19 protein-coding genes are annotated in these 23,459 nt (G+C 72.8%); 12 read left to right on the forward strand and 7 right to left on the reverse strand.

What is annotated here, in order from left to right; all coding sequences use genetic code 11:
• Nucleotides 1-3: 3 nt before the first annotated feature.
• From ACH54P_RS24185 to cydC, 3 genes are read left to right on the forward strand one after another with little or no spacing between them, the layout of a single operon-like run.
• On the forward strand, nucleotides 4-972 hold the full coding sequence (locus tag ACH54P_RS24185; RefSeq protein ID WP_489905659.1) for a cytochrome d ubiquinol oxidase subunit II: 969 nt from the start codon (nucleotides 4-6) through the stop codon (nucleotides 970-972).
• A 10-nt stretch (nucleotides 973-982) separates the two neighbouring features.
• On the forward strand, nucleotides 983-2,542 hold the full coding sequence (gene cydD / locus ACH54P_RS24190) for a thiol reductant ABC exporter subunit CydD (RefSeq protein WP_489905660.1): 1,560 nt from the start codon (nucleotides 983-985) through the stop codon (nucleotides 2,540-2,542).
• Nucleotides 2,539-4,131, forward strand: a complete 1,593-nt coding sequence (cydC, locus tag ACH54P_RS24195; protein ID WP_489905661.1) for a thiol reductant ABC exporter subunit CydC — start codon at nucleotides 2,539-2,541, stop codon at nucleotides 4,129-4,131. Before cydD ends, cydC begins: the two co-directional genes overlap by 4 nt.
• On the opposite strand, the gene ACH54P_RS24200 is transcribed toward cydC, so the two are convergent.
• Nucleotides 4,067-4,969 (reverse strand): glucosyl-3-phosphoglycerate synthase, encoded by a 903-nt coding sequence (locus ACH54P_RS24200; RefSeq protein ID WP_489905662.1) that lies wholly within the window; start codon nucleotides 4,967-4,969, stop codon nucleotides 4,067-4,069. The genes cydC and ACH54P_RS24200 overlap by 65 nt on opposite strands.
• 52 nt (nucleotides 4,970-5,021) lie before the next feature.
• On the opposite strand from ACH54P_RS24200, the gene ACH54P_RS24205 reads away from it, so the two are divergent.
• The gene (locus ACH54P_RS24205) at nucleotides 5,022-5,696 is read left to right on the forward strand and encodes a lysophospholipid acyltransferase family protein (RefSeq protein ID WP_489905663.1); all 675 of its coding nucleotides are present in this window, start codon (nucleotides 5,022-5,024) and stop codon (nucleotides 5,694-5,696) included.
• On the opposite strand, the gene ACH54P_RS24210 is transcribed toward ACH54P_RS24205, so the two are convergent.
• From ACH54P_RS24210 to ACH54P_RS24225, 4 genes are all read right to left on the reverse strand, one after another.
• Nucleotides 5,693-5,845 carry a hypothetical protein gene (locus tag ACH54P_RS24210; protein WP_489905664.1) on the reverse strand — a complete coding sequence of 51 codons (153 nt, stop codon included), beginning with the start codon at nucleotides 5,843-5,845 and terminating at the stop codon, nucleotides 5,693-5,695. The genes ACH54P_RS24205 and ACH54P_RS24210 overlap by 4 nt on opposite strands.
• A 382-nt stretch (nucleotides 5,846-6,227) precedes the next feature.
• Complete coding sequence (locus ACH54P_RS24215) at nucleotides 6,228-6,812, reverse strand: LOG family protein (RefSeq protein ID WP_489905665.1); 585 nt, start codon at nucleotides 6,810-6,812, stop codon at nucleotides 6,228-6,230.
• Complete coding sequence (locus ACH54P_RS24220; RefSeq protein WP_285482659.1) at nucleotides 6,812-7,597, reverse strand: LOG family protein; 786 nt, start codon at nucleotides 7,595-7,597, stop codon at nucleotides 6,812-6,814. Before ACH54P_RS24220 ends, ACH54P_RS24215 begins: the two co-directional genes overlap by 1 nt.
• A 9-nt stretch (nucleotides 7,598-7,606) precedes the next feature.
• Complete coding sequence (locus tag ACH54P_RS24225; protein ID WP_489905666.1) at nucleotides 7,607-9,442, reverse strand: glycoside hydrolase family 9 protein; 1,836 nt, start codon at nucleotides 9,440-9,442, stop codon at nucleotides 7,607-7,609.
• Nucleotides 9,443-9,545: 103 nt separating this feature from the next.
• Between ACH54P_RS24225 and ACH54P_RS24230 the strand changes: the two genes are divergently transcribed.
• The 6 genes from ACH54P_RS24230 to ACH54P_RS24255 all read left to right on the forward strand — a co-directional run bounded on the left by ACH54P_RS24230 (nucleotide 9,546) and on the right by ACH54P_RS24255 (nucleotide 19,969).
• The gene (locus ACH54P_RS24230; RefSeq protein ID WP_489916606.1) at nucleotides 9,546-10,838 is read left to right on the forward strand and encodes a helix-turn-helix domain-containing protein; all 1,293 of its coding nucleotides are present in this window, start codon (nucleotides 9,546-9,548) and stop codon (nucleotides 10,836-10,838) included.
• Between the two features lie 251 nt (nucleotides 10,839-11,089).
• The gene (locus ACH54P_RS24235) at nucleotides 11,090-13,108 is read left to right on the forward strand and encodes a M4 family metallopeptidase (protein WP_489905667.1); all 2,019 of its coding nucleotides are present in this window, start codon (nucleotides 11,090-11,092) and stop codon (nucleotides 13,106-13,108) included.
• An 85-nt stretch (nucleotides 13,109-13,193) separates the two neighbouring features.
• Nucleotides 13,194-14,459, forward strand: a complete 1,266-nt coding sequence (locus ACH54P_RS24240) for a helix-turn-helix domain-containing protein (RefSeq protein ID WP_489905668.1) — start codon at nucleotides 13,194-13,196, stop codon at nucleotides 14,457-14,459.
• Nucleotides 14,460-14,836: 377 nt separating this feature from the next.
• Nucleotides 14,837-17,101, forward strand: a complete 2,265-nt coding sequence (locus ACH54P_RS24245; RefSeq protein ID WP_489905669.1) for a M4 family metallopeptidase — start codon at nucleotides 14,837-14,839, stop codon at nucleotides 17,099-17,101.
• Between the two features lie 76 nt (nucleotides 17,102-17,177).
• Nucleotides 17,178-18,782 (forward strand): M28 family peptidase, encoded by a 1,605-nt coding sequence (locus ACH54P_RS24250; protein WP_489905670.1) that lies wholly within the window; start codon nucleotides 17,178-17,180, stop codon nucleotides 18,780-18,782.
• A gap of 143 nt (nucleotides 18,783-18,925) precedes the next feature.
• Entirely contained in the window at nucleotides 18,926-19,969 is a 1,044-nt protein-coding gene (locus ACH54P_RS24255) for a chitinase (protein WP_489905671.1), read from the forward strand.
• A 3-nt stretch (nucleotides 19,970-19,972) separates the two neighbouring features.
• Here ACH54P_RS24255 and ACH54P_RS24260 read toward each other — a convergent pair whose 3' ends face one another.
• Both ACH54P_RS24260 and dapE read right to left on the reverse strand, forming a co-directional pair.
• The gene (locus ACH54P_RS24260; protein WP_489905672.1) at nucleotides 19,973-20,773 is read right to left on the reverse strand and encodes a DUF3152 domain-containing protein; all 801 of its coding nucleotides are present in this window, start codon (nucleotides 20,771-20,773) and stop codon (nucleotides 19,973-19,975) included.
• A 119-nt stretch (nucleotides 20,774-20,892) separates the two neighbouring features.
• The gene (gene dapE, locus ACH54P_RS24265) at nucleotides 20,893-21,963 is read right to left on the reverse strand and encodes a succinyl-diaminopimelate desuccinylase (RefSeq protein ID WP_489905673.1); all 1,071 of its coding nucleotides are present in this window, start codon (nucleotides 21,961-21,963) and stop codon (nucleotides 20,893-20,895) included.
• Here dapE and ACH54P_RS24270 point away from each other — a divergent pair.
• Both ACH54P_RS24270 and dapD read left to right on the forward strand, forming a co-directional pair.
• Nucleotides 21,962-22,429 carry a hypothetical protein gene (locus tag ACH54P_RS24270; protein WP_489905674.1) on the forward strand — a complete coding sequence of 156 codons (468 nt, stop codon included), beginning with the start codon at nucleotides 21,962-21,964 and terminating at the stop codon, nucleotides 22,427-22,429. The genes dapE and ACH54P_RS24270 overlap by 2 nt on opposite strands.
• 28 nt (nucleotides 22,430-22,457) lie before the next feature.
• A complete protein-coding gene (gene dapD / locus ACH54P_RS24275; protein ID WP_489905675.1) occupies nucleotides 22,458-23,450 on the forward strand; it encodes a 2,3,4,5-tetrahydropyridine-2,6-dicarboxylate N-succinyltransferase in 993 nt (330 codons plus the stop codon).
• Nucleotides 23,451-23,459 lie beyond the last annotated feature (9 nt).

Consider the following 23,459-nt stretch of genomic DNA (forward strand, 5'->3'; position numbering starts at 1 on the left):
CCCATGGTGACCGTCTGGTGGTGCGTGCTGGGCCTGCTGACCTGCGGCTACTTCGCGCTGGCGGGGTACGACTACGGCGTCGGCATGCTGCTGCCCGCGTTCGAAGCCGGCGAGCGGCGACGGCGGCAGACGCTCGGCGCGCTCGGGCCGTTCTTCCTGGCCAACGAGGTGTGGCTGGTGGCCGCGGTCGGCCTGCTGTTCGGCGCGTTCCCGCACCTGGAGGGCCAGGTGTTCGCCGGGGCGTACGTCCTGGTCGTGACGCTGCTGCTCGGCCTGGTCACGTTCACCGCGTCGATGCAGCTGCGCAGCCGCCGCCCGGACGCGCGCCGCGGCGCCTGGACGGCGGGCATCGTCGGCGGCGCGCTGGTGACGGCGCTGTCGTGGGGCCTGTTCCTCGGCAACCTGGTGCTCGGGCTGCCGCCGCGCGCGGACGTGCTCGCGTTCTTCGGTCCCTACCCCGTGCTGTGGGGTCTCGGGTTCGTCGCGCTGTTCTGCCTGCAGGGGGCGCTGTTCCTCGCCGTGCGGGCGCCGGCCGAGCTCACCGGCCGCGCGGTGCGGCTGGCGCGGGCTTTCTCGACACCGGTGCTGGCCTTCCTCGTGATCGCCGCGGGGTGGGGCTTCTTCGCCCTCGACGGCGTCACCGGGTTCGGCGTCGCCGTGGTGGTACTGGCCTTCGCCGCCTTCCTGGTGCTGCGGGTCACGCTGGCGACGCGGCGGCACCGGGTCGCGCTCGTCGGTTCGATGGTGCTTTCGGCGTGCCCGGCCCTGCTCGTCGGCCTGGTCCGGTTCCCGACCGTGCTGGTCGCGTCCGGCTCCGCGATGAGCGTCGGCCAGGCGGCGACGGCGTCCGGGACGTTCGCGGTGCTGGCCTGGTTCGCGCCGCCCGCGGTGCTGGTGCTGCTGGTGGTGCAGTGGCTGACCTGGCGCGCCCACCGCCGTCCGCTCGACCAGCGTTCGCTGCTGCACTTCTAGGGGGACGAACGTGCCTGCTCTGCCCGGGCTCCGGCGGTACCTCGCCGCCTTGGCCCTGCTCGGGGTGCTCACCGCGGTGGCGGTGCTGGGCCAAGCCGAAGGACTGGCCACGCTGCTGACCGGCGGCGGGGTGAGCCTCTTCCTGGTCGTGGCGATCGCCGCGCGGGTCGCGCTCGCGTTCGGCCACGGCGTCCTCAGTGGACGGTTCGCCGCCTCGGTGCGCGGCGGCCTGCGCCGTCGGCTGCTCGGCTCGGCTTCGGACCACGCCGGCGTCGTCGCGACCCAGATCACGCGCGGGGTCGACGCGACGGACAGCTACCTGACCGGGTACCTGCCGTCGCTGGTCGTGTCGGTGGTGGTGCCGGTCGCGGTGATCGTGCGGCTGTTCACGGCCGACCTGACGTCGGCGCTGGTCGTGGTGGTCACCCTGCCCCTCATCCCGGTGTTCGCGATCCTCGTCGGGAAGCACACCCGGGCGTCCACCCAGTGGCAGCTGCTGACGAAGCTGGGCGGGCACTTCCTGGACGTCGTGCGCGGGCTCGGGACGCTGAAGGTGTTCGGGCGGGCGTCGGCGCAGGCCGCGACCGTCCGGTCGATGGCCGACGCCCACGCCGACGCCACCTTGAAGACCCTGCGGGTGGCGTTCCTGTCGTCGCTGGTGCTGGAGCTGGTCGCGACGCTGTCGGTGGCGCTGGTCGCGGTGCCGATCGGGTTCCGGCTGCTCGCCGGCGGGATGGACGCCCGGACGGCGCTGGTGATCCTGGTCCTGGCGCCGGAGGCCTACCTGCCGCTGCGGGCGGCGGGCGCGAAGTTCCACGCGGCGGCCGAGGGGTTGACCGCGCTGCGGGAGGCCCTTTCCGTGCCGGTGGTTCCCCTTCGGCCGGCTGCCGCGCGGACCCGGCGTCGCGGTGCGCCTTCGGTGGTCTTCGACCGGGTTTCGGTTTCCTACGACGGTGTTCCGGCGTTGTCCGAAGTGGACCTGTCGCTGCCCGCGGGTTCCCGGGTCGCGCTGGTGGGGCCGAGCGGGTCGGGGAAGAGCACGGTGCTGTCGGTGCTGCTGGGGTTCGTGCCGCCCGCTTCGGGCCGGGTCCTGGTCGACGGGGTCGACCTCCGCTCGCTCGACCCGGCTTCCTGGCTGGCCGACGTGGCGTGGGTGCCCCAGCGGCCGACGCTGTTCCGCGGCTCGCTGGCTGCGAACGTGGCACTGGGGCTTCCCTCGGCCGACGTGCGGCTCGCGGCCCGCGCGGCAGCCCTGGACTCGGTCGCGGCGGGGTTGCCCGCCGGCTTCGACACCCCGGTGGGCGAGCTCGGCGAGGTGCTGTCGGCCGGTCAGCGGCAGCGGGTCGGGCTGGCCCGGGCGTTGGCGCGGTCGGCGGCGGGGCTGGTCCTGCTCGACGAGCCGACGGCCCGGCTGGATTCCCGGACGGAGGAGGCGGTGCTGTCCGCGACCCGGCGGCTGCTGCCCGGCCGGACGGCGGTCCTGGTGGCCCACCGCCCGGCGATGGTTTCCCTGGCGGACCGAGTCGTGGAACTGCGCGCTGGCCGGGTTCGCGGGGAGGTGGCGGCATGACCGTCTGGGCCGTGTCCACAAGGGACACCCTCCGTCTTCTCCGCGCCGCCCTCCTCGGCGCCGGAGCCGAACTCGCCGCGCTCGCCCTCATGGCCACCGCGGCTTGGCTCCTGCTCCGCGCCGCGGAACGGCCTCCGCTCACCGCGCTGACCGTGGCCATCGTTGCCGTGCGAACGCTTGCCCTGCTCCGCGGGGGCCTGCGGTACGCCGAACGGCTCGCCGGGCACGAAGTCGTCCTGCGGTGGCTGGGTGCCCTGCGCGCCCGCGTCTACCAGGCCCTCATCCCCGGCTCGCGGTTCTCCGGCGGGGACCTCGTCACCCGGCTCGTGTCCGATGTGGACGCTCTGCAGGACGCCGTCCTGCGGTGGCTGTTGCCCGCGGGGGTCGCCGCGCTCGTCGGGACGATCGCCGTCGGCGTCACCGCCACCGCGTCCGCGCCGGCCGCCGGCGCGCTCGCCGGCGGGCTGCTCACCGCCGGCGTGCTCCTGCCGTGGCTGGTCGTCCGGAGCACCGGCGAGGCCGCGCGGGAAAACGCGCCGAAGCGGGCCGAGCTGGCCGAACGCGCCGTCGAGCTCGTCACCGGGCACCGGGAGCTCGTCGCCGCCGGCGCGCTCGAAGAACACCGCGGAAAAGCGACCGGCGTCGTCGACGATCTCGCGGGCAGCGAACGGACCACGTCGGCCGCCACCGCCCTGCTCACCGCCGCCGGCACCCTCGTCCAGCTGCTCACCACCGTCGCCGTCGCCCTGCTCAGCGACGCCTCGGTGCCGTGGACCGCCGCGCTCACCCTCGGCGCCATGGCGACCTTCGAGGTCGTCCTCCCGCTGATCGGCGCCGCGCGCCGCGTCCCCGAGATCCGCGCGTCGGCCGCCCGGGTGAAGGCCGTGCTCACCGCGCCCGTCCCCGCGACCGGCACCCGCACCCCGCGGCGAGGCCAGTTCCGGCTCCGCGGCGCCGGCGTCCAGTACCCCGGCCGCGCCCCGGCGCTGAAGGGCATCGACCTCGACCTCGCGCCCGGCAGGCGCGTCGGGATCCTCGGCCCCAGCGGCGCCGGCAAGACCACCCTCCTGCGCCTGCTCCTCGGCACCGCAACCCCGACGGAAGGCCAGGTGACGCTCGACGGCCACCCGCTCAGCGAGTACTCCGGCCTCCACCGGGTCATCTCGGGCGCCGAAGCCGACGCGCACGTCTTCCACACCACCGTCCGCGAGAACCTCCTGCTGGCCAGGCCCGAGGCCACCGAAGAGGAGCTGCGGGAAGCCTGCGAAACCGCCGGCTTCGACCTGGCCCTCGACCGTGACACCGGCCCGGACGGCGACGCCCTGTCCGGCGGTCAGCGGCAACGGCTGATCCTCGCCCGCGCGGTCCTGGCCGCACCCGACGTCCTCGTGCTCGACGAGCCCGTCGAAGGCCTCGACCCCGCCCACGGCGACGCCGTCCTGGCCGCGGTCCTCGCCAAGGCGCGCGGCTCGGTCGTCCTCGTCACCCACCGCCCCGAGCACCTCGGCGGCTTCGACGAGGTCCTCACCCTCGAGGACGGGCGAGCACTTCCCGCATCGGCGGCCGGTCGGCGACCCGGACGTTCGTGACGTCCGGCAGCCACTCCTCGTCGACCTGGACGAACTGCGTGAACGGCGCGTCGGCGGCCGGGACGCCGCAGCGCGCGAGGGCCGTGCCGAGGATCTGCCGGGACATCGTGCCCAGCTGCGGCAGCGACCGGTTCCGGTGCTTGCGGACGCCGAGGTTGACCTGCGCGAGCCCGTCGAGGCCGTACCGCGCCTCGGCGTCGAGCAGCAGCCCGATCTCGACGCCGTACCCGGCGGCGAACGGCACCGATTCGAGGAACTCGCGCGTGCCCGCGTACTCGCCGCCGAGGGGCTGGATCAGCCCGCCGAGCGCCGGGCGCAGCGCCGAGAGCACCGGCCGGGCGAGCAGCTCGGTGACGCGCCCGCCGCCGCTGCTCTCCAGCCGCAGCGGACGGCGGTAGAAGCCCTTGACCAGGTGCACGCCCGGCTCGGCGACCAGCGGGCCGAGCAGCGACGGCACGAACGCCGGGTCCGGGTCGACGAGGTCGGAGTCGAGGAAGACGACGAGGTCGCCGCTGGTCGCGGCCAGCGAGCGCCACAGCACCTCGCCCTTGCCGGGCACCGGCGGCAGCTCCGGCAGGACGTCCTCGCGGCGCACCACCCGCGCCCCGGCGGCTTCGGCGGTTTCGGCGGTGGCATCCGTGGAACCCGAATCCATGACGACGAGCTCGTCGACGACGCCACCGAGCAGCGGCCGCACGGACGCGACGACGTCACCGACGGTCCGCTCTTCGTCCAGGGCCGGTAGCACGACCGAAACCGTCCGGTCACCCTTCGCGGCCAGGATGTCTTCGGGCGTCCACCCGGGCTCCTGCCACGTACGCCGCTCGAACCAACTCACGAGTAACGATCGTGCCATGCTGGGGGTCACCGCATCCGAGGAGGAGGACCACTTGATCGCGCTGCTTGTCCGGTTCGTGCTGGGACCGCTGGCCAGGGCGGTGTACCGGCCGGAGGTGCACGGCGTGGAGAACGTGCCCACGACGGGCCCGGTGCTCCTGGCCGCCAACCACCGGGCGGCGCTCGACACCGGCGTGATCACCTTCGCGACACCGCGGCAGGTCAAGTTCCTCGGCAAGGCCGAGTACTTCGCCGGCAAGGGCGTCAAGGGCAAGCTGCTGGCCGGGTTCCTCGGCGGCCTCGGCTACGTGCCGGTCGAGCGCGGCAACGCCCAGGCCGGGCTCGCCGCCCTGGAGGCGGCCCGCAAGGTGCTCGACGCGGGCGGCGTCTTCGCGATCTACCCCGAGGGCACCCGCTCCCTGGACGGCAGGCTGCACCGCGGCCACACCGGCGTCGGGGCACTGGCGCTGGCGACCGGCGCGAAGGTGGTGCCGGTCGCGCTGACCGGCACCGAGCACCTCCAGCCCGAGGGCGCCCGCATCCCGCGGCTCGCGAAGATCGGCATCACGTTCGGCAAGCCCCTGGACTTCTCGCGCTACGAGGGCCAGGACTACGCGCCGGCGATCCGCCGGTCGGTCACCGACGAGGTCATGTACGCGATCCTGGAGCTTTCGGGCCAGGAGTACGTCGACACCTACCACAAGCGACCGAGCGAGGGCGTCGCTTAGTCGACGAGCCAGATGAGCGAGCTGGTGAGGTTCGCGAAGTTGTACTTGGGGGCCAGCGGCCCCCGCCAGTTGCGGGAGACGATCAGCTCGCGCCCCGGGCGATCGATGTGGCGCTCCTCCCCGCACGACGACCTCTCGGGGTTCGACACGGAGTTGCTGCTCGAGCAGGACCAGGTGGCGCTCCTCCCCCGCGGCCACCGGCTGGCCGACCGGGCGGCCCTGGTGCTCGCCGACCTCGACGGCGAGCCGTTCCCGCGCGGGCGGTGGCGGCGTTCGTCCGGGCGAGCACGGAGGTCGCGGAAAGCGGGTGGGTGGCGGCCGAACGCTAGGCCCGCCCGGGCGACGGCCACGGCCCGCCGGGCGGGTCGCGAAAGGCGGGCGGGTGGCCGCACCGGCCCGCCCGGGCAAGCGCCGAGGTGGCGGAAAGCGGGGCACGCTAAGCCGCACCGGCCCGCCACGGCCCGCCGAGCGAGCGCCGAGGTCGCGGCAAGCCGCCGGGTGGCCGCCCGGGCCGAGCGCCGAGCGGCGAGGCTAAATCCCTGGCGGCTCCTTGGCCCACTTCGGCGGGGCGGGCGGCTCATACGTCTCGAACCTGTCCAGCAGCGCCGCCGGGTCCGGGTCCGTCAGCAGCAGATCCCGGTACCCCGGCGACACGAACCCTTCGGTCACCATGTGGTCCGCGAACGCCATCAGCGGCCCGTAGTACCCGTCCACGTCGACCAGGCCGATCGGTTTGCCGTGCAGACCGAGCTGGGCCCACGTCCAGACCTCGAACAGCTCCTCCAGCGTGCCCGCGCCGCCCGGGAGGGCCAGGAAGCCGTCGGACAACGCCGCCATCTTCGCCTTGCGCTCGTGCATGTCCGCGACCACGTGCAGCTCCGACAGCCCGGCGTGCGCGATCTCCACCGACGACAACGCCTCCGGGATCACGCCGATCACCTCGCCGCCCGCGGCGAGGGCCGCGTCGGCGACCACGCCCATCGTGCCGACGCTCGCGCCGCCGTAGACCAGGCCGATGCCGCGCTGGGCCAGCAGCTTGCCGAGCGCCGCCGCCTGCTCGGCGTAGCGCGGCGAGAAACCCATCGACGAGCCGCAGAAAACACAGATCCGCCGCATCAGTGCGTGTCCTCCCAGGCCTGGTAGGACTCCTGGACCACGCGGACGGCGTCGTCGATGTCGTCTGTGACGTGCAGCAGGTCCAGGTCGTGCGGGCTGACCTTGCCCTCGGCCTGCACGGTCTTGGCGATCCAGTCGTACAGCCCGCCCCAGTACTCGCTGCCGAACAGCACCACCGGGAACTTCGTGACCTTCTTGGTCTGCACCAGGGTCAGCGCCTCGAACAGCTCGTCGAGCGTGCCGAAGCCGCCGGGCAGGCAGATGAAGGCCTGCGAATACTTGATGAACATCGTCTTGCGGGCGAAGAAGTACCGGAAGTTGACGCCCAGGTCGACCCACGGGTTCAAGCCCTGCTCGAACGGCAGCTCGATGCCCAGCCCGACGGAGAAGCCGCCGGCCTCGGCCGCACCGCGGTTGACGGCCTCCATCGCGCCCGGGCCGCCGCCGGTCATCACCGCGAACCCGGCGTTGGCCAGCGCGGCCCCGATCTTGCGGCCGAGCTCGTACTCCGGGTGGTCGCGCTTGGTGCGCGCCGAGCCGAACACCGTGACCGCGCGCGGGACCTCGGCGAGCGCGCCGAACCCCTCGACGAACTCGGCCTGGATCCGCAGCACGCGCCACGGGTCGGTGTGCACCCAGTCGGTGGGCCCGCGCGAGTCGAGCAGCCGCTGGTCGGTCGTGCTGCCCTGGTCACGGCGGTCGCCGCGCAGCACGACCGGGCCCTTCTGGCGCTCGACCGGACGCTCGGGGTACTGGCCGTCGGGGAATTCAGACTGTTCGCTCACCCGGCCATGCTACGACCTGCCCGCCAGCGAAAATGCCAAGAGGGCGGTGGAGGTGAAGTCGATGGCGGGCTCGTTGCTGGGCCATGAACTCAGGTCGTCCGCGTAGCGACTTCCCTGTCCGTCGAAGGATTCATACGGACGGGTGCATTCCTTGGCGCCCGCGGGGAACGGCAGATCGGCGAAGTTGTCCGCGCCGTTCGGGCCGTTGACGACCGCGCCGTACAGCACTTTCGAAGGTCCGGCGAGGTTCGCGGCCTGGTGGTGCGGGCACTGCGGGAACGTCGTGCCGACGCCGACCACGAGCGACACGCCCCAGGCGTTCGCGCCGAGCGTGAAGTCACGTTGTCGCGCGCCGAAGGCCGCGTACCGGGTGTCGCCGGTGACGCGCTGGTAGAGCCGGGCGGTCGCGGCGAAGCCGAAGCTCTTGCTGGCGGCATCGAAGTCCGTGACGTCCACGGCGGTCCGGAATGGACTCTTCCCGGCCGCCTCGACCCCGGAGTCCAGCTGACGGCGGAGGTCGGCGGCCAGGTCGCGGACGCCGAGCGCGGCGCCGGGGACGCCCGTGCGCAGCAGGACGGCGAGGTCGGCGTGGGCGAGCGCACTGGTGTCGTAGAGGTTCAACGTGCTGGTGTCGCCGCTGCCGATGTAGGCCTTCGCCCACTTCGCCGCTTCGCGGGCCCAGCCGTTCGCGCGCGGGTCGTTCAGGGCGCGCGCCGCCAGGGCGAGCTGCGTCGCGCCGAGCTCCAGGTCGTCCTCCCAGGACGACTCCGGGTAGTAGGCGTGCGGGAACGCGGTGACGAGCTCGCCGACGTCCGCCGTCTTGGCCTGCGCGAAGACGGCCGCGGCCTCGGCGAGGTAGTGCCGGGCCAGCCGCGGGTCGCGGTGGGCCTGCACCTGCGCGCCGAGCGCGAACGCGGCGGCGACGCGGCCGGCGAGGTTCGGGGACAGCGGCGCGCCCGCCGGGGCGGCCGGGAACACCGGGCGGTACTTGACGAAGTAGGCGGGATCGCCGGGCTTGACGTCGAGGGCGTCGTCGTCCTGCGGGTTGCGCCAGACGTCGTGGTCGCCGAGGAAGCCGAACTCCTCGCTGCCGGTGCCGATGCCGACCTGGGCGTAGAGCGTCTTCGTCCGGCCGTCCCACACCTTGTCGAGCCAGTCGAGGCCGAACCGGACCTCCTTCGCGAGCACCGGATCGGGGTTGTCGCGGAGCACGAAACCCAGCTCGGCCAGCGAGTACGCGGTGTTGGACGTGAACTTGACGAAGTCGCCCGCGTCGACCCAGCCGCCTTCGACGTCGACCGGGCCGCCCTGCGGCTTCAGCGGTTCGACGATCTCGTCGCCGCCCTCACCCGCGAACTTCGGTTCGTGGTAGACGGTCGCAGCACGGTCGGCCAGGTGCGACGGCTCGCGGTCGAGGCGGCCCGGGATGACGTCGTGGCCGTCGCGCTGGGCCTGGAAGAACTCCGTGGTGGCGCCGACCAGGGGCCGGAACAGGCGGCGCGCGGTGTCGATCCGGAACGGCGGTGACGTCGCACCCGCCGCCCTGATCCGGTAGGTGCCCGGGCGATCCACAGTGGACAGGTCGAGGTCGAACACCGCCGGGTAGCGGGCGTTCCAGGCGCCGAGGTTCGCGCCGGTGCGGCCTTCACGGACGGTGCGGCCGCGCTCGTCGACGACGGCGAACTTCCCCGGGGCGCCGCCGAGCAGGTACGCGTGCTTCGCCTCGCCCAGCGCGTAGCCGACTTGGTCGACGCGCACGGCAGCCGGAGCGGTCGCCGCTTCGGCCGGTGCGGCCGCGAGGGGCACGGCGAGCGCCGCCGCCGTCGCGAGGGGAAGCAGGCGCATGGTTCGGCCTCCACTTTGTTAGGAAAGTTTCCTATTTAGCGGAGAACGCTAGCCCGGCACCACGGGAGACGTCAATATGTCCGTTTCCGCGACGGCCGCCCCGATGACCTACCGTGGGGAGATGACCGAACCGCTGGGCGCGCGGATCCGGCGGTTGCGCACCGACCGCGGGTGGACCCAGCGCGCGCTGGCCGAGCCCGGCTACGACCGGGGTTTCCTGGCGAAGGTCGAGACGGGCAGCCGCCCGCCGTCGGAGGAGATGCTGGCCTACCTGGCGCGGCGGCTGGGCCTGACCGTCGACGAGCTGCGGTTCGGCCGGCCCCGGGGCGTCGCCGCCGAGCTGAGCGCTTCGCTCGACGAGGGGTACCGCGAGCTCGAACAGGGCCGGATCGCCGACGCCGAGGCTCGGTTCGCTTCGGTGGCGAAGCAGGCGGCGGGGTACCACCTCGACGACGTCGAGTGCTACGCGCGGTTCTGCCAGGCCGAGGTGAAGTGGCAGCTGTTCGACGTCTCGGGCGCGCAGGAGGCGCTGGAACACGCCGAGGAGCTGGCCGCGGCCGCGCCGCCGTGGCTGCGGGCGATGATCGTGCACCGCTGGTCCGGCTGCCGGTACCTGAGCGGTGACGCGGGCACCGCGATCGCGCGCGTCGAAGAGGCGCTCGACGCGCGGCCGTCCGACCCCGACGCCGAGTTGTGCCTGCTCAGCGCGTTGATCCACCCGCTCATGGAGATGGGCGGGCTGCACCGGGCACGGCGCGCGGCCGAGGCGGGCCGCCGGCTGACCCGGGTGGCTTCGCGGCCGGACTTCGTCGCGCGGTTCCACCGCCAGGCGTCGCAGGTGTGGCAGGCGATCGGGCGCGCGGACCGGGCGGAACAGGACCTGACCGAGGCGTGCCGGCTGTTCACGTCGGTGGGGTTCGAGCGCGACGCGGCCCGGTGCCGGTGGGCGCGCGGCTACCTCCTGCGGCGCCTGGGCCGGCTCGACGAGGCACGCGGGGAACTGACGGCGGCGCGCGACCAGCTGGCCGCGATCGGCTCGGAGGAAGGTGTCGCCGGGGCGACGGTCGAGCTGGCCGAGGTCCGGCTGCGCCAGGGCGCGCCGGACGAGGCGGCGGCGCTGGTCGCGGAGGTGTGGCCGCTCCTGGCTCGCGACGTGGAGGCGTTGGGCGAGGCGACGGGGTTGCGCGGCCAGATCGCCCAGGCCCAGGGCGACCTCGAGGCGGCGGCGAAGCTGCTGCGCGAGGCGGCCGGGATCCAGACCGGGGCCTCGCTGCACGGCGCGGCGATCTCGACGGCCCTGCGCCTCGGCGACGTGCTCCGACAACGTGGTCATCTCGGCGAGGCGATCGAGGCGTACCGCCAGGGGCTGGATTCCGCGGCGGGCCCCCACGCCTGATCGGGCGGACCTGCGGGCCCGGTGGTCCGGGGCGCGGCACATTTCCTACGAAAGTCTGTTAATTGGTTCAGACCAGTCTGGACTACCGCCCCTTCCTGCGGTTTCGCGCGAATCTCCTTGATCGCCCGGACCGCGCACTGCTCCGTTCGGCCCATTGACCGGTCGGCGAGCGGAACCTTTACTCGGACGCGTCCAGCGCAATAACAACAGTTATTCCGCTGGACACATCCCCGCGTCCCGAAAGGTTCCCCATGAGATGCCCACGAGGGCTGGCGGCGATCGCCGGCCTGGCCCTGGCCGTCGCGGTGCCGGCGATCCCGGCCGCCGCCGCTCCCGCACCTCCCGCCGCCACCCCGCCCGAGGCGCTCGCCGCCCGAGCCGCCGACCAGGCCGCCCTCAGCGGCGTCGACCGGCTCGCCAAGGGCGCCGGGGAGGCCTTCGTCCGCACCGGGGTCACCCCGGGTGGCGGCGGGCTCTACTACGCCTCCTACCAGCGCACTTACCACGGTCTGCCGGTCATCGGCGGGGACGCGGTCGTCGTCGCCGACGGCGCCGGGCGCGTCCGCGGCACCGAAGCCGCCCGGACCGCGCCGATCACCGTCGGCACCCAGGCCACGCTCAACGCCGAGAAGGCCACGGCGATCGCCAGGAGCAAGGTGTCCACAGCAGACACCACGTCCACGCCGGAGCTCGTCGTGCTGGCCGGGGACGCACCCAAGCTCGCCTACGAGGTCGTCGTCAGCGGCCACCGGGGCGCCACGCCGACGCGTCTGCACGTCTTCGTCGACAGCGCGACCGGCGCGGTCCTCGACACCCGCGACGACGTCCGCGAAGCCGGCACCGGGAATTCCTTCTACGCCGGGACCGTCGCCATCGACACGTCCGGCTCCGGCAGCTCCTACTCGATGACCGACCCCGGCCGCCGCGGCATCGCCTGCGGCCGCGAGGGCGGCTCGATCTTCACCGGCACCGACAACACCTGGGGCAACGGCTCCGGCACCGACCTCGAAACCGCCTGCGTCGACACCCTCTACAGCGTCCAGACCGAGTGGAAGATGCTGTCGGAGTGGCTGGGGCGCAACGGCATCGACGGCGCGGGCGGCGGCTTCCGCGCGAGCGTCGGCCTCAACGACGTCAACGCCTACTGGGACGGCTCCTCGACGCACTTCGGGCACTCGCAGGACAACCGCCGCCAGGCGACCCCGATGGACGTCGTCGGCCACGAGTTCGGCCACGCGATCTTCCAGACCACGCCCGGCGGCGCCGGTTCGGGCAACGAGAACGGCGGGCTCAACGAGTCCACCGGCGACATCTTCGGTGCGCTGACCGAGTACTACGCCAACAACCCGAAGGACACGCCCGACTTCAGCGTCGGCGAAGGCGTCAACCTCGTCGGCCAGGGCCCGATCCGCTACATGGACAACCCGTCGAAGGTCGGCGACCCGAACTGCTACTCGTCGTCGATCCCGAGCACCGAGGTGCACGCCGCCGCGGGCCCGCAGAACCACTGGTTCTACCTCCTTTCCCAGGGCAGCAGCGCCAGCCCGACGTGCAACAACTCGACCGTCACCGGCATCGGCATCCAGAAGGCCGGCAAGATCTTCTACAACGGCCTGCTGAAGAAGACGTCGTCGTGGAACCACCGCGCCGCCCGCAAGGCCACGCTCGAAGCCGCGATCGCGCTCTTCCCGGGCAGCTGCACCGAGTACACCGCCACCAAGGCCGCCTGGGACGCCGTGAGCGTCGCCGCGGTCAGCGGTGAGCCGACCTGCAGCGGCCAGCCGCCCGCCGGCAACGACTACTCCCTGACCCTGTCGCCGACGTCGGCGTCCGTCCAACCGGGAGGGACGGCGACCACCACGGTGACCACCCGCGTCACCGCGGGTGGCGCGCAGACCGTCCAGCTGCTGGCGACCGGCCTCCCCGAGGGCGCGAAGGCGACCTTCAGCCCGGCGAGCGTCCAGTCCGGCGACACCGCGACGCTGACCATCACCACCTCGGCGACCACGCCCACCGGCACCAGCCAGGTGACGGTCACCGGCGACGGCACCGACGCCGACCACACCGCGCAGTTCTCGCTGACCGTCGGCACCGGCACCCCGCCGACCGGCTGCGACGGCCTCGCCGAGTGGGATGTGGCGAAGGCGTACGTGCCCGACGACGTCGTCGGGCACAACGGTCACAAGTGGACGTCGCTGTGGTACTCGACCGGTGCCGAGCCCGGCGCGCCCACCTCGTGGGCCGTGTGGAGCGACGGCGGCGCCTGCTGAGCCGGCCGCGCGGTGGCGGACGACTCCCCCGCCACCGCGCGGCTTCCCACGCCTATTCTGGACGTCCCCGGCGAAAGGCACGTGTGTGAGCGAGAGCGTCGGCGAACGCCTGCGTGAGCTGCGCACCGAACGCGGGCTCACGCAGCGCGAACTCGCCGGGCCGCAGTACTCCGCGGCGTACGTGTCGTCGGTCGAGACCGGCGCGCGGACGCCGTCGGGCGACGCGCTGCGGTTCTTCGCCCAGCAGCTGGGCATCGACCCCGACGAGCTGCTCGGCGGCAGCTCACCCCGCGAACTGCTGGAGCTCGACCTCGAGCTGATCGAGACGGCGGAACGGTTCCTGGCCGGCGACGCCCGCCGCGCCACCCCGCGCATGCAGCGGATCCGGCGCCACGCCGAACGCCTGGAACGGCCGCGGCAGGCCGGGATCGCGCTGCTGTGGCTGGCCGGGTACTCGACCGGCGACGTCCGCACGAAGTACGTCGCCGAGGCCGAGACCACGCTCTCGGGCGAGCCACCGCCGGTGCGGGCGATGGTCGTGCCGCTGCGCGCGGCCGTGCTCAGCGACTGGGGCGAGGCGCAGTATTCCCTGCACCTGCTGGAAACCTGCCACGCCGAGCTGCTGCGCGACGGGTACCCGCAGCCGTCGATGCTGCTGACGCTAAGGGCCTGCCTGGCCGAGCGGCACCTGCGCCAGGGCGACCTCGAGCGGGCCGCCGAGTACGCCGACGCGGCGTTGCGGCTCACGCGGGGCGGGCCGGCCGTGCTGGCCGAGCTGACCCGCAGCCACGTCGAGGTGTGCCGCAGCCACTTGGCGGCGGACCGGTTCGCCGACGCGGCCGCGTCGGTCGCCGCGGCCTACGACCTCATGCAGGAACGGGCCCTGCACCCGGCGATGGCGCACTGCCTGCTGGCCAGGGCCCGGATCCGCGGCCGCGCGGGCGACGTCGAGGGCGCGCTGGCCGACCTCGGCGCGGCGCGGGAGACGGCGTGGCCGGACGACGTCCCGGCGATCACCGTCGAGCTCGCCGGGGAGTACCTGGCGGCGGGTCGGCTGGAGACGGCGGGCGCGCTGCTCGACCAGGTCCGCCCGGCGGTCGTGGCGGGCACGGCGCTGGCCGCGGAACTGCGGCTGCAGCTGGGTTCGCTGGCCAGGGCCCGCGGCGACGCCCGCCGCGCGGCCGAGGACCTGCGGGCCGCCGTCGAGCTCGCCACCGGGCTCGGAGCACGTGGGGTGCTGGTGCGCGCGTTGCGGCCGTTGAGCGAGCTGCTCGGCGAAACCGGCCGCGAAGCGGAGGCGGCGGACGTGCTGCGCAACGGGCTGATCGCCCTGGGCGCGGAAGCGGACTGACGGCGTACCGGACGGGCCGGCTCGCTTACCCCGGGAGTCGGCTCGCGTACCGGGAGAGTCGGCTGACCCGCTGTTCCTGAGCAGTACTAACGATTCCCGATGATCGAGATCGTCCGGCATTCGGATGGTGTCCGGGACAATCCCTACGAAAGTCGTTCCGGTACCGGGCGCGGCGAAAAGTCCCTGCTGCAGCGGTGTTTGTACGAATTGACCGCCGAATCCGGAACGCGGTGTTGGTCCGTTCGGCGCATTGACGCCCCGATCCGCTGATCCTTTACTCGGATGCGTCCGGACGCATACCTGCTGTTAGCCCGCCGGACACGTCCCCTCTTCCCCTTACCGCACCAGGATTCTGCCTTCATGAAAGGTTGACCTCGATGACCCATCGTGGGTTCAGAACGGGCTTGGCGGCGGCCGCCGGGCTCGCCATGACGCTCGCGCTGCCGGTGACCCCGGCGAGCGCGACCCCGGCGGCCCAGCCCGCCGCACCGGACGTGGCCGCCGCGCGCGCCGCCGACCAAGCCGCCGCGAGCGGGCTCGACGCGCTGCGCCGCGGCCCCGCCGAAGCGTTCCAGCGCGTCGGGCTGACCGCTGGTGGCGGCGGCCTGTTCTACGGCGCCTACCAGCGGACCTACCAGGGCCTGCGGGTCGTGGGCGGCGACGCGGTCGTCGTCGCCGACGGCGCCGGGCGCGTCCGCGGCACCAGCGCGGCCGAGACCGCGCCGATCGGCGTCGGGACGCAGGCGCTCGTCGACGCCGCGAAGGCCGCGGCCACCGCGCGCGCTCAACTGCCCACTGTGGACAGTGTGAGCACACCGGAGAAGGTGGTGCTGGCCGGGGCGAGCCCGAAGCTGGCCTACGAGGTCGTCGTCGCCGGGCGCACCGCCACGGCGCCGAGCAACCTGCACGTGTTCGTCGACGCGGCGACCGGCGCGGTGCTCGACCAGCGCGACGACGTCAAGACGTTCGGCTCCGGCGCGAAGGGCCAGGCCCAGCCGGGCACGGTGAACGTCGCCGGCACCGGCAACAGCTACTACGTCGGCAACGTCTCCATCGACACGACGCAGTCCGGCAGCACCTACACGATGCGCGACCCGGGCCGCACCGGCATCAGCTGCGGCCGTGAGGGCGGATCCGTCTACAGCGGCCCCGACAACAACTGGGGCAACGGCTCCGGCACCGACCTCGAGACCGCGTGCGTCGACACGCTGTACGGCGTCCAGACCGAGTGGAAGATGCTCGCCGACTGGCTCGGCCGCAACGGCATCAACGGCAGCGGCACCGGCTACCCGGCGAGCGTCGGCCTGAGCGACGTCAACGCCTACTGGAACGGCTCCTCGACCCACTTCGGGCACTCGCAGGACAACCAGCGCCAGGCCACCTCGATGGACGTCGTCGGCCACGAGTTCGGGCACGGCATCTTCCAGTTCACCCCGGGCGGCGCCGGTTCCGGCAACGAAAACGGCGGCCTGAACGAGTCGACCGGCGACATCTTCGGCGCGCTCACCGAGGCGTACGCGCAGAACGCCAAGGACACGCCGGACTACGAGGTCGGCGAGGGCGTCAACCTGGTCGGCCAGGGCCCGATCCGCTACATGTACCAGCCGTCGAAGGTCGGCGACCCGAACTGCTACTCGTCGTCGATCCCGAGCACCGAGGTGCACGCCGCCGCGGGCCCGCAGAACCACTGGTTCTACCTGCTCGCCGAGGGTTCGAACCCCGGCGGGGGCAAGCCGGCCAGCCCGACCTGCAACAGCTCGTCGGTCACCGGCCTCGGCATCCAGAAGGCCGGCAAGATCTTCTACAACGGCCTGCTGAAGAAGACCTCGTCGTGGAACCACAAGGCCGCCCGCAAGGCGACCCTCGAAGCCGCGATCGCGCTCTTCCCGGGCAGCTGCACCGAGTACAACACCACCAAGGCCGCGTGGGACGCCGTCTCCGTGCCCACCGTCAGCGGTGAGCCCACGTCCTGCGGCGGCGGCGGCGCGGACTTCTCGGTCGCGCTGAACCCGGCTTCGGGTTCCGTGCAGCCGGGTGGCACGGCCACCACGACCGTCGGCACCGCGATCACCTCCGGCGCGGCGCAGTCGATCACGCTGTCCGCTTCGGGCCTGCCCGCCGGCGCGACCGCGACGTTCAGCCCGGCGACCATCTCCTCCGGTGGCTCCTCGACGCTGACCGTCGCGACTTCCGCGTCGACGCCGACCGGCAGCTTCCCGATCACCATCACCGCCGACGGGGCCAGCACCGACCACACCGCGACGTACGCCCTGACCGTCGGGACGACCTCGTCGTGCGCTCCGGTGACCAACTCGACCCGGCTGGACATCCCGGACTACCCGGGCGCCGCGGTCAGCAGCACCAGCACCGTGGCCGGCTGCGCGCGCAACGCGTCCGGCACCACCAAGGTCGAGGTGCACATCACCCACACCTACAGCGGTGACCTCGTGCTCGACCTGATCGCGCCGGACGGCACCGCGTACCGCATGAAGAACAGCAGCAGCAGTTCGACGCCGAACATCAACACCACCTACACCGTCAACGCTTCTTCGGAAGCCGCGAACGGCGCGTGGAAGCTGCAGATCAAGGACGTCGGCCCGGCCGACACCGGTTACCTGTCCTCCTGGACGCTGACCGTCTGATCCACCCGGGGCGGCACCTTCGCGAGAAGGTGCCGCCCCGGTCCTTCTCCCCCATCCCCAGAAGGAATTCACCGCCATGAAGTGGAAGACAAGACTCGGCGCCGGGGTCACCGCCCTGGCCGCTGTGCTGGGTGTCGTATCCGCGCCCGCGGCCACCGCCGCGCCCGCCACGGCGCTCGCCGCCCCGGACATCTCGCTGGCCAACATCAAGACCCACCTCAACCAGCTGCAGACCATCGCCGGCAACAACGGCGGCACGCGGTCGGCCCGCGGCGGGGGTTACGCGGCTTCGGTGTCCTATGTGGAAAACCTCCTCAAGAACGCCGGGTACACCACGACCCGCCAGACCTGCACGAGCTGCCTCGGGCAGTCGCAGAACCTCATCGCGGAATGGCCGCAGGGTGACGCGAGCCAGGTCATCATGCTCGGCGCGCACCTCGACAGCGTGAGCGCCGGCCCCGGCATCAACGACAACGGCTCGGGCAGCGCGTCGATCCTCGAGACCGCGCTGACGCTGGCCCGCACCAACCCGGCGATGGCCAAGCGCGTCCGGTTCGGCTGGTGGGCCGACGAGGAGTCCGGCTTGGTCGGCTCGAAGTACTACGTCAACAACCTGCCGAGCAGCGAGCGCACGAAGATCAAGACCTACCTCAACTTCGACATGATCGGCTCCAAGAACTGGGGCTACTTCGTCTACGACGACGTCGCTTCGATCAAGGCGGTCTTCGACGAGTACTTCGCCTCCATCGGCATCCAGACCGAGGGCGACAGCGAAGGCGACGGCCGTTCCGACCACGCGTCCTTCAAGAACGCGGGCATCCCGGTCGGCGGCCTCGCCACCGGCGCGGGCGACATCAAGAGCTCGGCGCAGGCGCAGAAGTGGGGCGGCACCGCGGGTTCGCCGTTCGACAACTGCTACCACCGCGCCTGCGACACGATCTCCAACATCCCGGACCCGCCGCTGGAGAAGAACAGCGACGCCATCGGGTACGCGCTGTGGAAGCTGGCGGTCGCCCCGACGCAGGGCAACGACTTCTCCGTCGCGCTGAACCCCACCGCCGGGACCGTCCAACCGGGACAGTCGCTCCAGGTCGCCGTGACCACGACGACGACGTCGGGCAGCGCGCAGTCCATCTCCCTGTCGGCGTCCGGCCTGCCCGCGGGCGCGACGGCGTCGTTCAGCCCGGCGACGGTGCAGTCCGGCGGGTCCTCGACGCTGACCATCACGACGTCGTCGAGCACGCCGACCGGCACCTTCCCGGTCACGGTGACCGCGGACGGCGCGAACGCCGACCACACGGCGTCGTTCTCGCTCGGCGTCGGCAGCTCGTCGTGCGCCCCGGTGACCAACTCGACGCGCCTCGACATCCCGGACTACCCGGGAGCCGCGGTGAGCAGCACGGCGAACGTGGCCGGGTGCGCGCGCAACGCGTCCGGCACCACCAAGGCCGAGGTGCACATCACCCACACCTACCGCGGTGACCTGGTCATCGACCTGGTCGCGCCGGACGGCACGGCGTACCGCATGAAGAACTCGAGCAGCGACTCGACGCCGAACCTCGACACCACCTACACCGTCAACGCCTCCTCCGAGGCCGCGAACGGCGCGTGGAAGCTGCAGATCAAGGACGTCGGTCCCGCCGACACCGGTTACCTGTCCTCCTGGACGCTGACCGTCTGATCCACCCCGGGGCGGCACCTTCCCGGGAAGGTGCCGCCCCCTGATTTGTCTAGACCACCCGATCGTCGGTAGCGAGCGGTTCCCGGCGGCGCCTATCTTGGGCGGACACGCCGCGTTCGCCCTCAACGACGATGGGAGCCGGTATGAAAACCCGTTGGCTCGGAACGCTTCTGACGGCGCTGCTCGCCGTGCCGTTGCTCGTGCCGGCCCCCGCGCAGGGGGCGGTGCAGGCCGACACGTGCGCGGTGAAGTCACGGCCCGCCGGCAAGGTCCTCCAGGGGTACTGGGAGAACTGGGACGGCGCCGCGAACGGCGTCCACCCGGGAATGGGCTGGGTGCCGATCACCGACAGCCGCATCGCGCAGCACGGCTACAACGTCGTCAACGCCGCCTTCCCGGTGATCCGGTCCGACGGGACCGTGCTGTGGGAGAACGGGATGGACGCCGGCGTCAAGGTGTCCACGCCCACCGAGATGTGCGCGGCGAAGGCCGCGGGCGCGACGATCCTGCTGTCCATCGGCGGCGCGGCCGCCGGGATCGACCTCTCGTCGTCGGCGGTGGCCGACCGGTTCGTCGCCACGGTCGTGCCGATCCTCAAGCAGTACAACTTCGACGGGATCGACATCGACATCGAGACCGGGCTCGTCGGCAGCGGGAACATCAAGACGCTGTCGGCGTCCCAGGCGAACCTCATCCGCATCATCGACGGCGTGCTCGCGCAGATGCCGTCGAACTTCGGGCTGACGATGGCGCCCGAAACCGCCTACGTCACCGGCGGCAGCATCACCTACGGCTCGATCTGGGGCGCGTACCTGCCGATCATCAAGAAGTACGCGGACAACGGCCGCCTGTGGTGGCTGAACATGCAGTACTACAACGGCTCGATGTACGGCTGCTCCGGCGACTCCTACCAGGCCGGGACCGTCCAGGGCTTCACGGTCCAGACGCAGTGCCTGAACAACGGCCTGGTCGTGCAGGGCACGACGATCCGCGTGCCCTACGACAAGCAGGTCCCCGGCCTGCCGGCCCAGCCCGGCGCGGGCGGCGGGTACCTGTCGCCGAGCCTGGTCTCCCAGGCCTGGCGGTCGGTCCCGGGCCTGAAGGGCCTGATGGACTGGTCGATCAACTGGGACGGCTCGAAGGGCTGGACCTTCGGCGACAACGTCCGGTCCCTGCAGGGCCGGTAAGGCTCACGAGGTGCCCGCCGGGATCGGGTCGTCGTACTCGCCCGGCGGGCCCGCGTACGGGCGGCCGTCGGGGAACGGCCAGGGGTTCGGGACGCAGCCGTGCAGCCCGAGCGTCTGCTGCTCCATCACCGGCGCCGGCTTTCCCGCGCCGGGGCACAGCTCGTGGCCGTGGCCCAGCCGGTGGCCGGTCTCGTGGGTCACCATGTACTGCCGGTAGACGTCGAGCGGCGCGCCGTAGCCCGGCACGGCGTTGGCCCAGCGGGCCACGTTCAGCACGACGTTGCTGCCGTTGCGGCAGGAGGTGTAGCTGTCCGGCGTGCCGCCGCACAGCCGGTCGCGGCTGGCCGGGGTCGCCAGGTAGATCGTGAAGTCGGCGGGGTCCTCGGGCCCGACCTGCTGCAGCCGCCACTCGCCGCCGGCGGTCCAGCCCCGCCGGTCGCCCAGGATGCCGCGGATCTCGCGCGCGAAGGCGACGGGTCCGACGCCGTCGATGTCGGTCTCCAGGGCGATCCGGTAGCGCATCAGCCGTCCCCTGGTCCCCGCCACCTCGTCGCTGCCCGGGGTGAACATCCACTGACCGGACCCGGTCCGCGGGAAGGTGATGGCGACCTCGACGGGCGCGGCCTGCGGCACGGGCTCACGCTCGGCGGGCGGCGGCGGGACCGACGTCGCGTCCCCGATGGCCGTGACGATCGGCCCGGCCGCGGGCGCGGCGACGGGCTGCTGCTCACAGGCGGTGAGGACACCCGCCACCGCCAGGGCGAGCACGGCGGCACCCGTGGCCCGTCTCGCGGTTTTCGGCATGGGTCCTCCCAGGGCGCGGCTTCACCAGGGGATACGGACCGCGGACGGCAAAAGTTGCGGTGACGTCCGACGCCGGAGCGTCACCGCAGCTCAGACCCCCTCGGTGTGACGACCGCCACTCAGGCGAGGAACTTGCGCAGCACGTCGGCGACCTGGCGGATCTCCGCCGTCCGGACGTTCTCCTGCTTCGTGTGCGCCAGCGTCGGGTTGCCCGGCCCGAAGTTCACCGCCGGCATGCCCAGCGCCGCGAACCGCGCGACGTCGGTCCAGCCCAGCTTCGCCGCCGCACGGCCGCCGGCCGCCGCCACCAGCTCCGCCGCCGCCGGGGCCGACAGGCCCGGCAGCGCGCCCGGCGAAAGGTCCACAACGGACAGGTCGTAGCCGTCGAACACCTCGCGCAGGTGGCGCTCGGCCGCCGCCGCGTCGCGGTCCGGGGCGAAGCGGTGGTTCACCGTCAGGACCGCGGAGTCCGGGACGACGTTGCCCGCCACCCCGCCGCCGATCTTCGTCGCCTGCAGGCCCTCCCGGTAGGTCAGCCCGTCGATGTCGACGATCCGCGGCGTGTACTCGGCCAGCCGCCGCAGCGGTTCGGCGAGCGCGTGGATCGCGTTCTCCCCCATCCAGGCCCGCGCGGTGTGCGCGCGCGTCCCGGTGCAGCGCAGCTCGACGCGCATGGTGCCCTGGCAGCCGGCCTCGATGACGCCGTTCGACGGCTCGCCGACGATCGCCAGGTCCCCGGCCAGCCACTCCGGCAGCTCGCGCTCGATCCGGCCGAGGCCGTTCTTGACCGCTTCGACCTCTTCGTTGTCGTAGAAGACGAAGGTGACGTCGTGCTTCGGCTCCGGGAGCGTCGCGGCGAGGTGCAGGAACACCGCGTCGCCGCCCTTCATGTCGACCGTGCCGAGGCCGTGCAGGACCTCGTCGTCGCCGGTGCCTTCGCGCCGCGAAGGGAGGTTGCCGTTCTCCGGCACGGTGTCCAGGTGCCCGGCGAGCACGACCCGCGACGCGCGGCCGAGGTTCGTCCGCGCGAGGACGGCGTCGCCGTTGCGGACGACCTCGAGGTGCGGTGCGTGCTCCCGCAGCGCGTCCTGCACCAGCGTCGCGATCTCGGCCTCGGCGCCGGACACGCTGAAGACGTCCACCAGCGCCGCGGTCAGGTCCACGGGGTCGGCGTGCAGGTCGAGGCTCATGCCCGGCACGGTACTACCGAGGGCTACCGTGGGCGGCGTGCGTAGGTTCCCGGTCGCTGTCGGCGGCGTGTTGCTGGCCCTGGTCCTGTCCGGCTGCGGCACCGAAGCCGGCCCGACGCCCAAGCAGGGCGGCGAGCCGGGCCCGGACGCGCTCCCGACGAAGCTGGCCGCGCTGACCGTCGACCAGTGCTACGCGAGCCCGCGGACCCAGCTGCCGAAGGGCTGTGAGAAGTACGTCACGGAGCTCGGCAGCGTCCCGGGCGCGGCCCGCAAGCGCGCGGACGACCGCGACCCGCAGCTGGTCGCCGAGGCCGGCAAGCTGGAGACGGCCATCGGCTCCTTCCGCGGCGCGGGCTGCACGACCGTCCCGGAGCCCGGTGGCCCCTGCACGCAGGCGCTGGTCGACATCGCCGCGGCCGTTTCGGGCCTGAAGAAGCAGGTCGACGCCCGGCCCACGACGGGTTGACCCGGCTGGTTCGACTACGGTGAGGGCCGTGAGCGAGCAGAGCCCGAACCCCGAAACGACCGGCGCCAGCGGCGTCGGGCTGGCCACCGTCACCGCCGACGGGACGGTCCTCGACACCTGGTTCCCGCACCCCAAGCTGATCGAGGGCGACACCGCCGGCACGCCCGGCACCGAGCGCCTGAGCGCGGCGGAGGCCACCGAGCTGCTCGGCGAGGCCGCCGCCGGCCTGCTCGGCCCGGACACCGACCGCGGGGTCGAGGTCGTCGCCGTCCGCACCACGATCGGCAAGCTGGCCGACGCGCCCGCGGACACCCACGACATCTACCTGCGGCTGCACCTGCTGTCGCACCGGCTGGTCCGCCCGCACGGCCAGAACCTCGACGGCCTCTTCGGCCTGCTGGCGAACGTCGTGTGGACCAACCACGGGCCGTGCCCGGTCGAGAACTTCGAGACGACCCGGCTGCGGCTGCGCTCGCGCGGCCCGGTGACCGTCTACAGCGTCGACAAGTTCCCGCGGATGGTCGACTACGTCACGCCGTCCGGCGTCCGGATCGGCGACGCCGACCGCGTCCGGCTCGGCGCGCACCTGGCCACCGGCACCACCGTGATGCACGAGGGCTTCGTCAACTTCAACGCCGGCACGCTCGGCGCGTCGATGGTCGAGGGCCGGATCTCGGCCGGCGTGGTTGTCGGCGACGGCTCGGACGTCGGCGGCGGCGCGTCGATCATGGGCACCCTTTCGGGCGGCGGCAAGGAGACGATCTCGCTGGGCGAGCGCTGCCTGATCGGCGCGAACGGCGGCGTCGGGATCTCGCTGGGCGACGACACGGTCGTCGAGGCCGGCCTGTACGTCACGGCGGGGACGAAGGTCGTCGTCGAGGGCAAGGTGGTCAAGGCCCGCGAGCTCAACGGCATCTCGGGCGCGGTCTTCCGCCGCAACTCGGCGACCGGCGCGGTCGAGGTCGTGCCGCGCACCGGCTCCGGCGTCGAGCTGAACGCGATGCTGCACGCGAACGACTGAGGGCAGTCG

This window comes from Amycolatopsis sp. N2S4-7, from assembly GCF_058119595.1.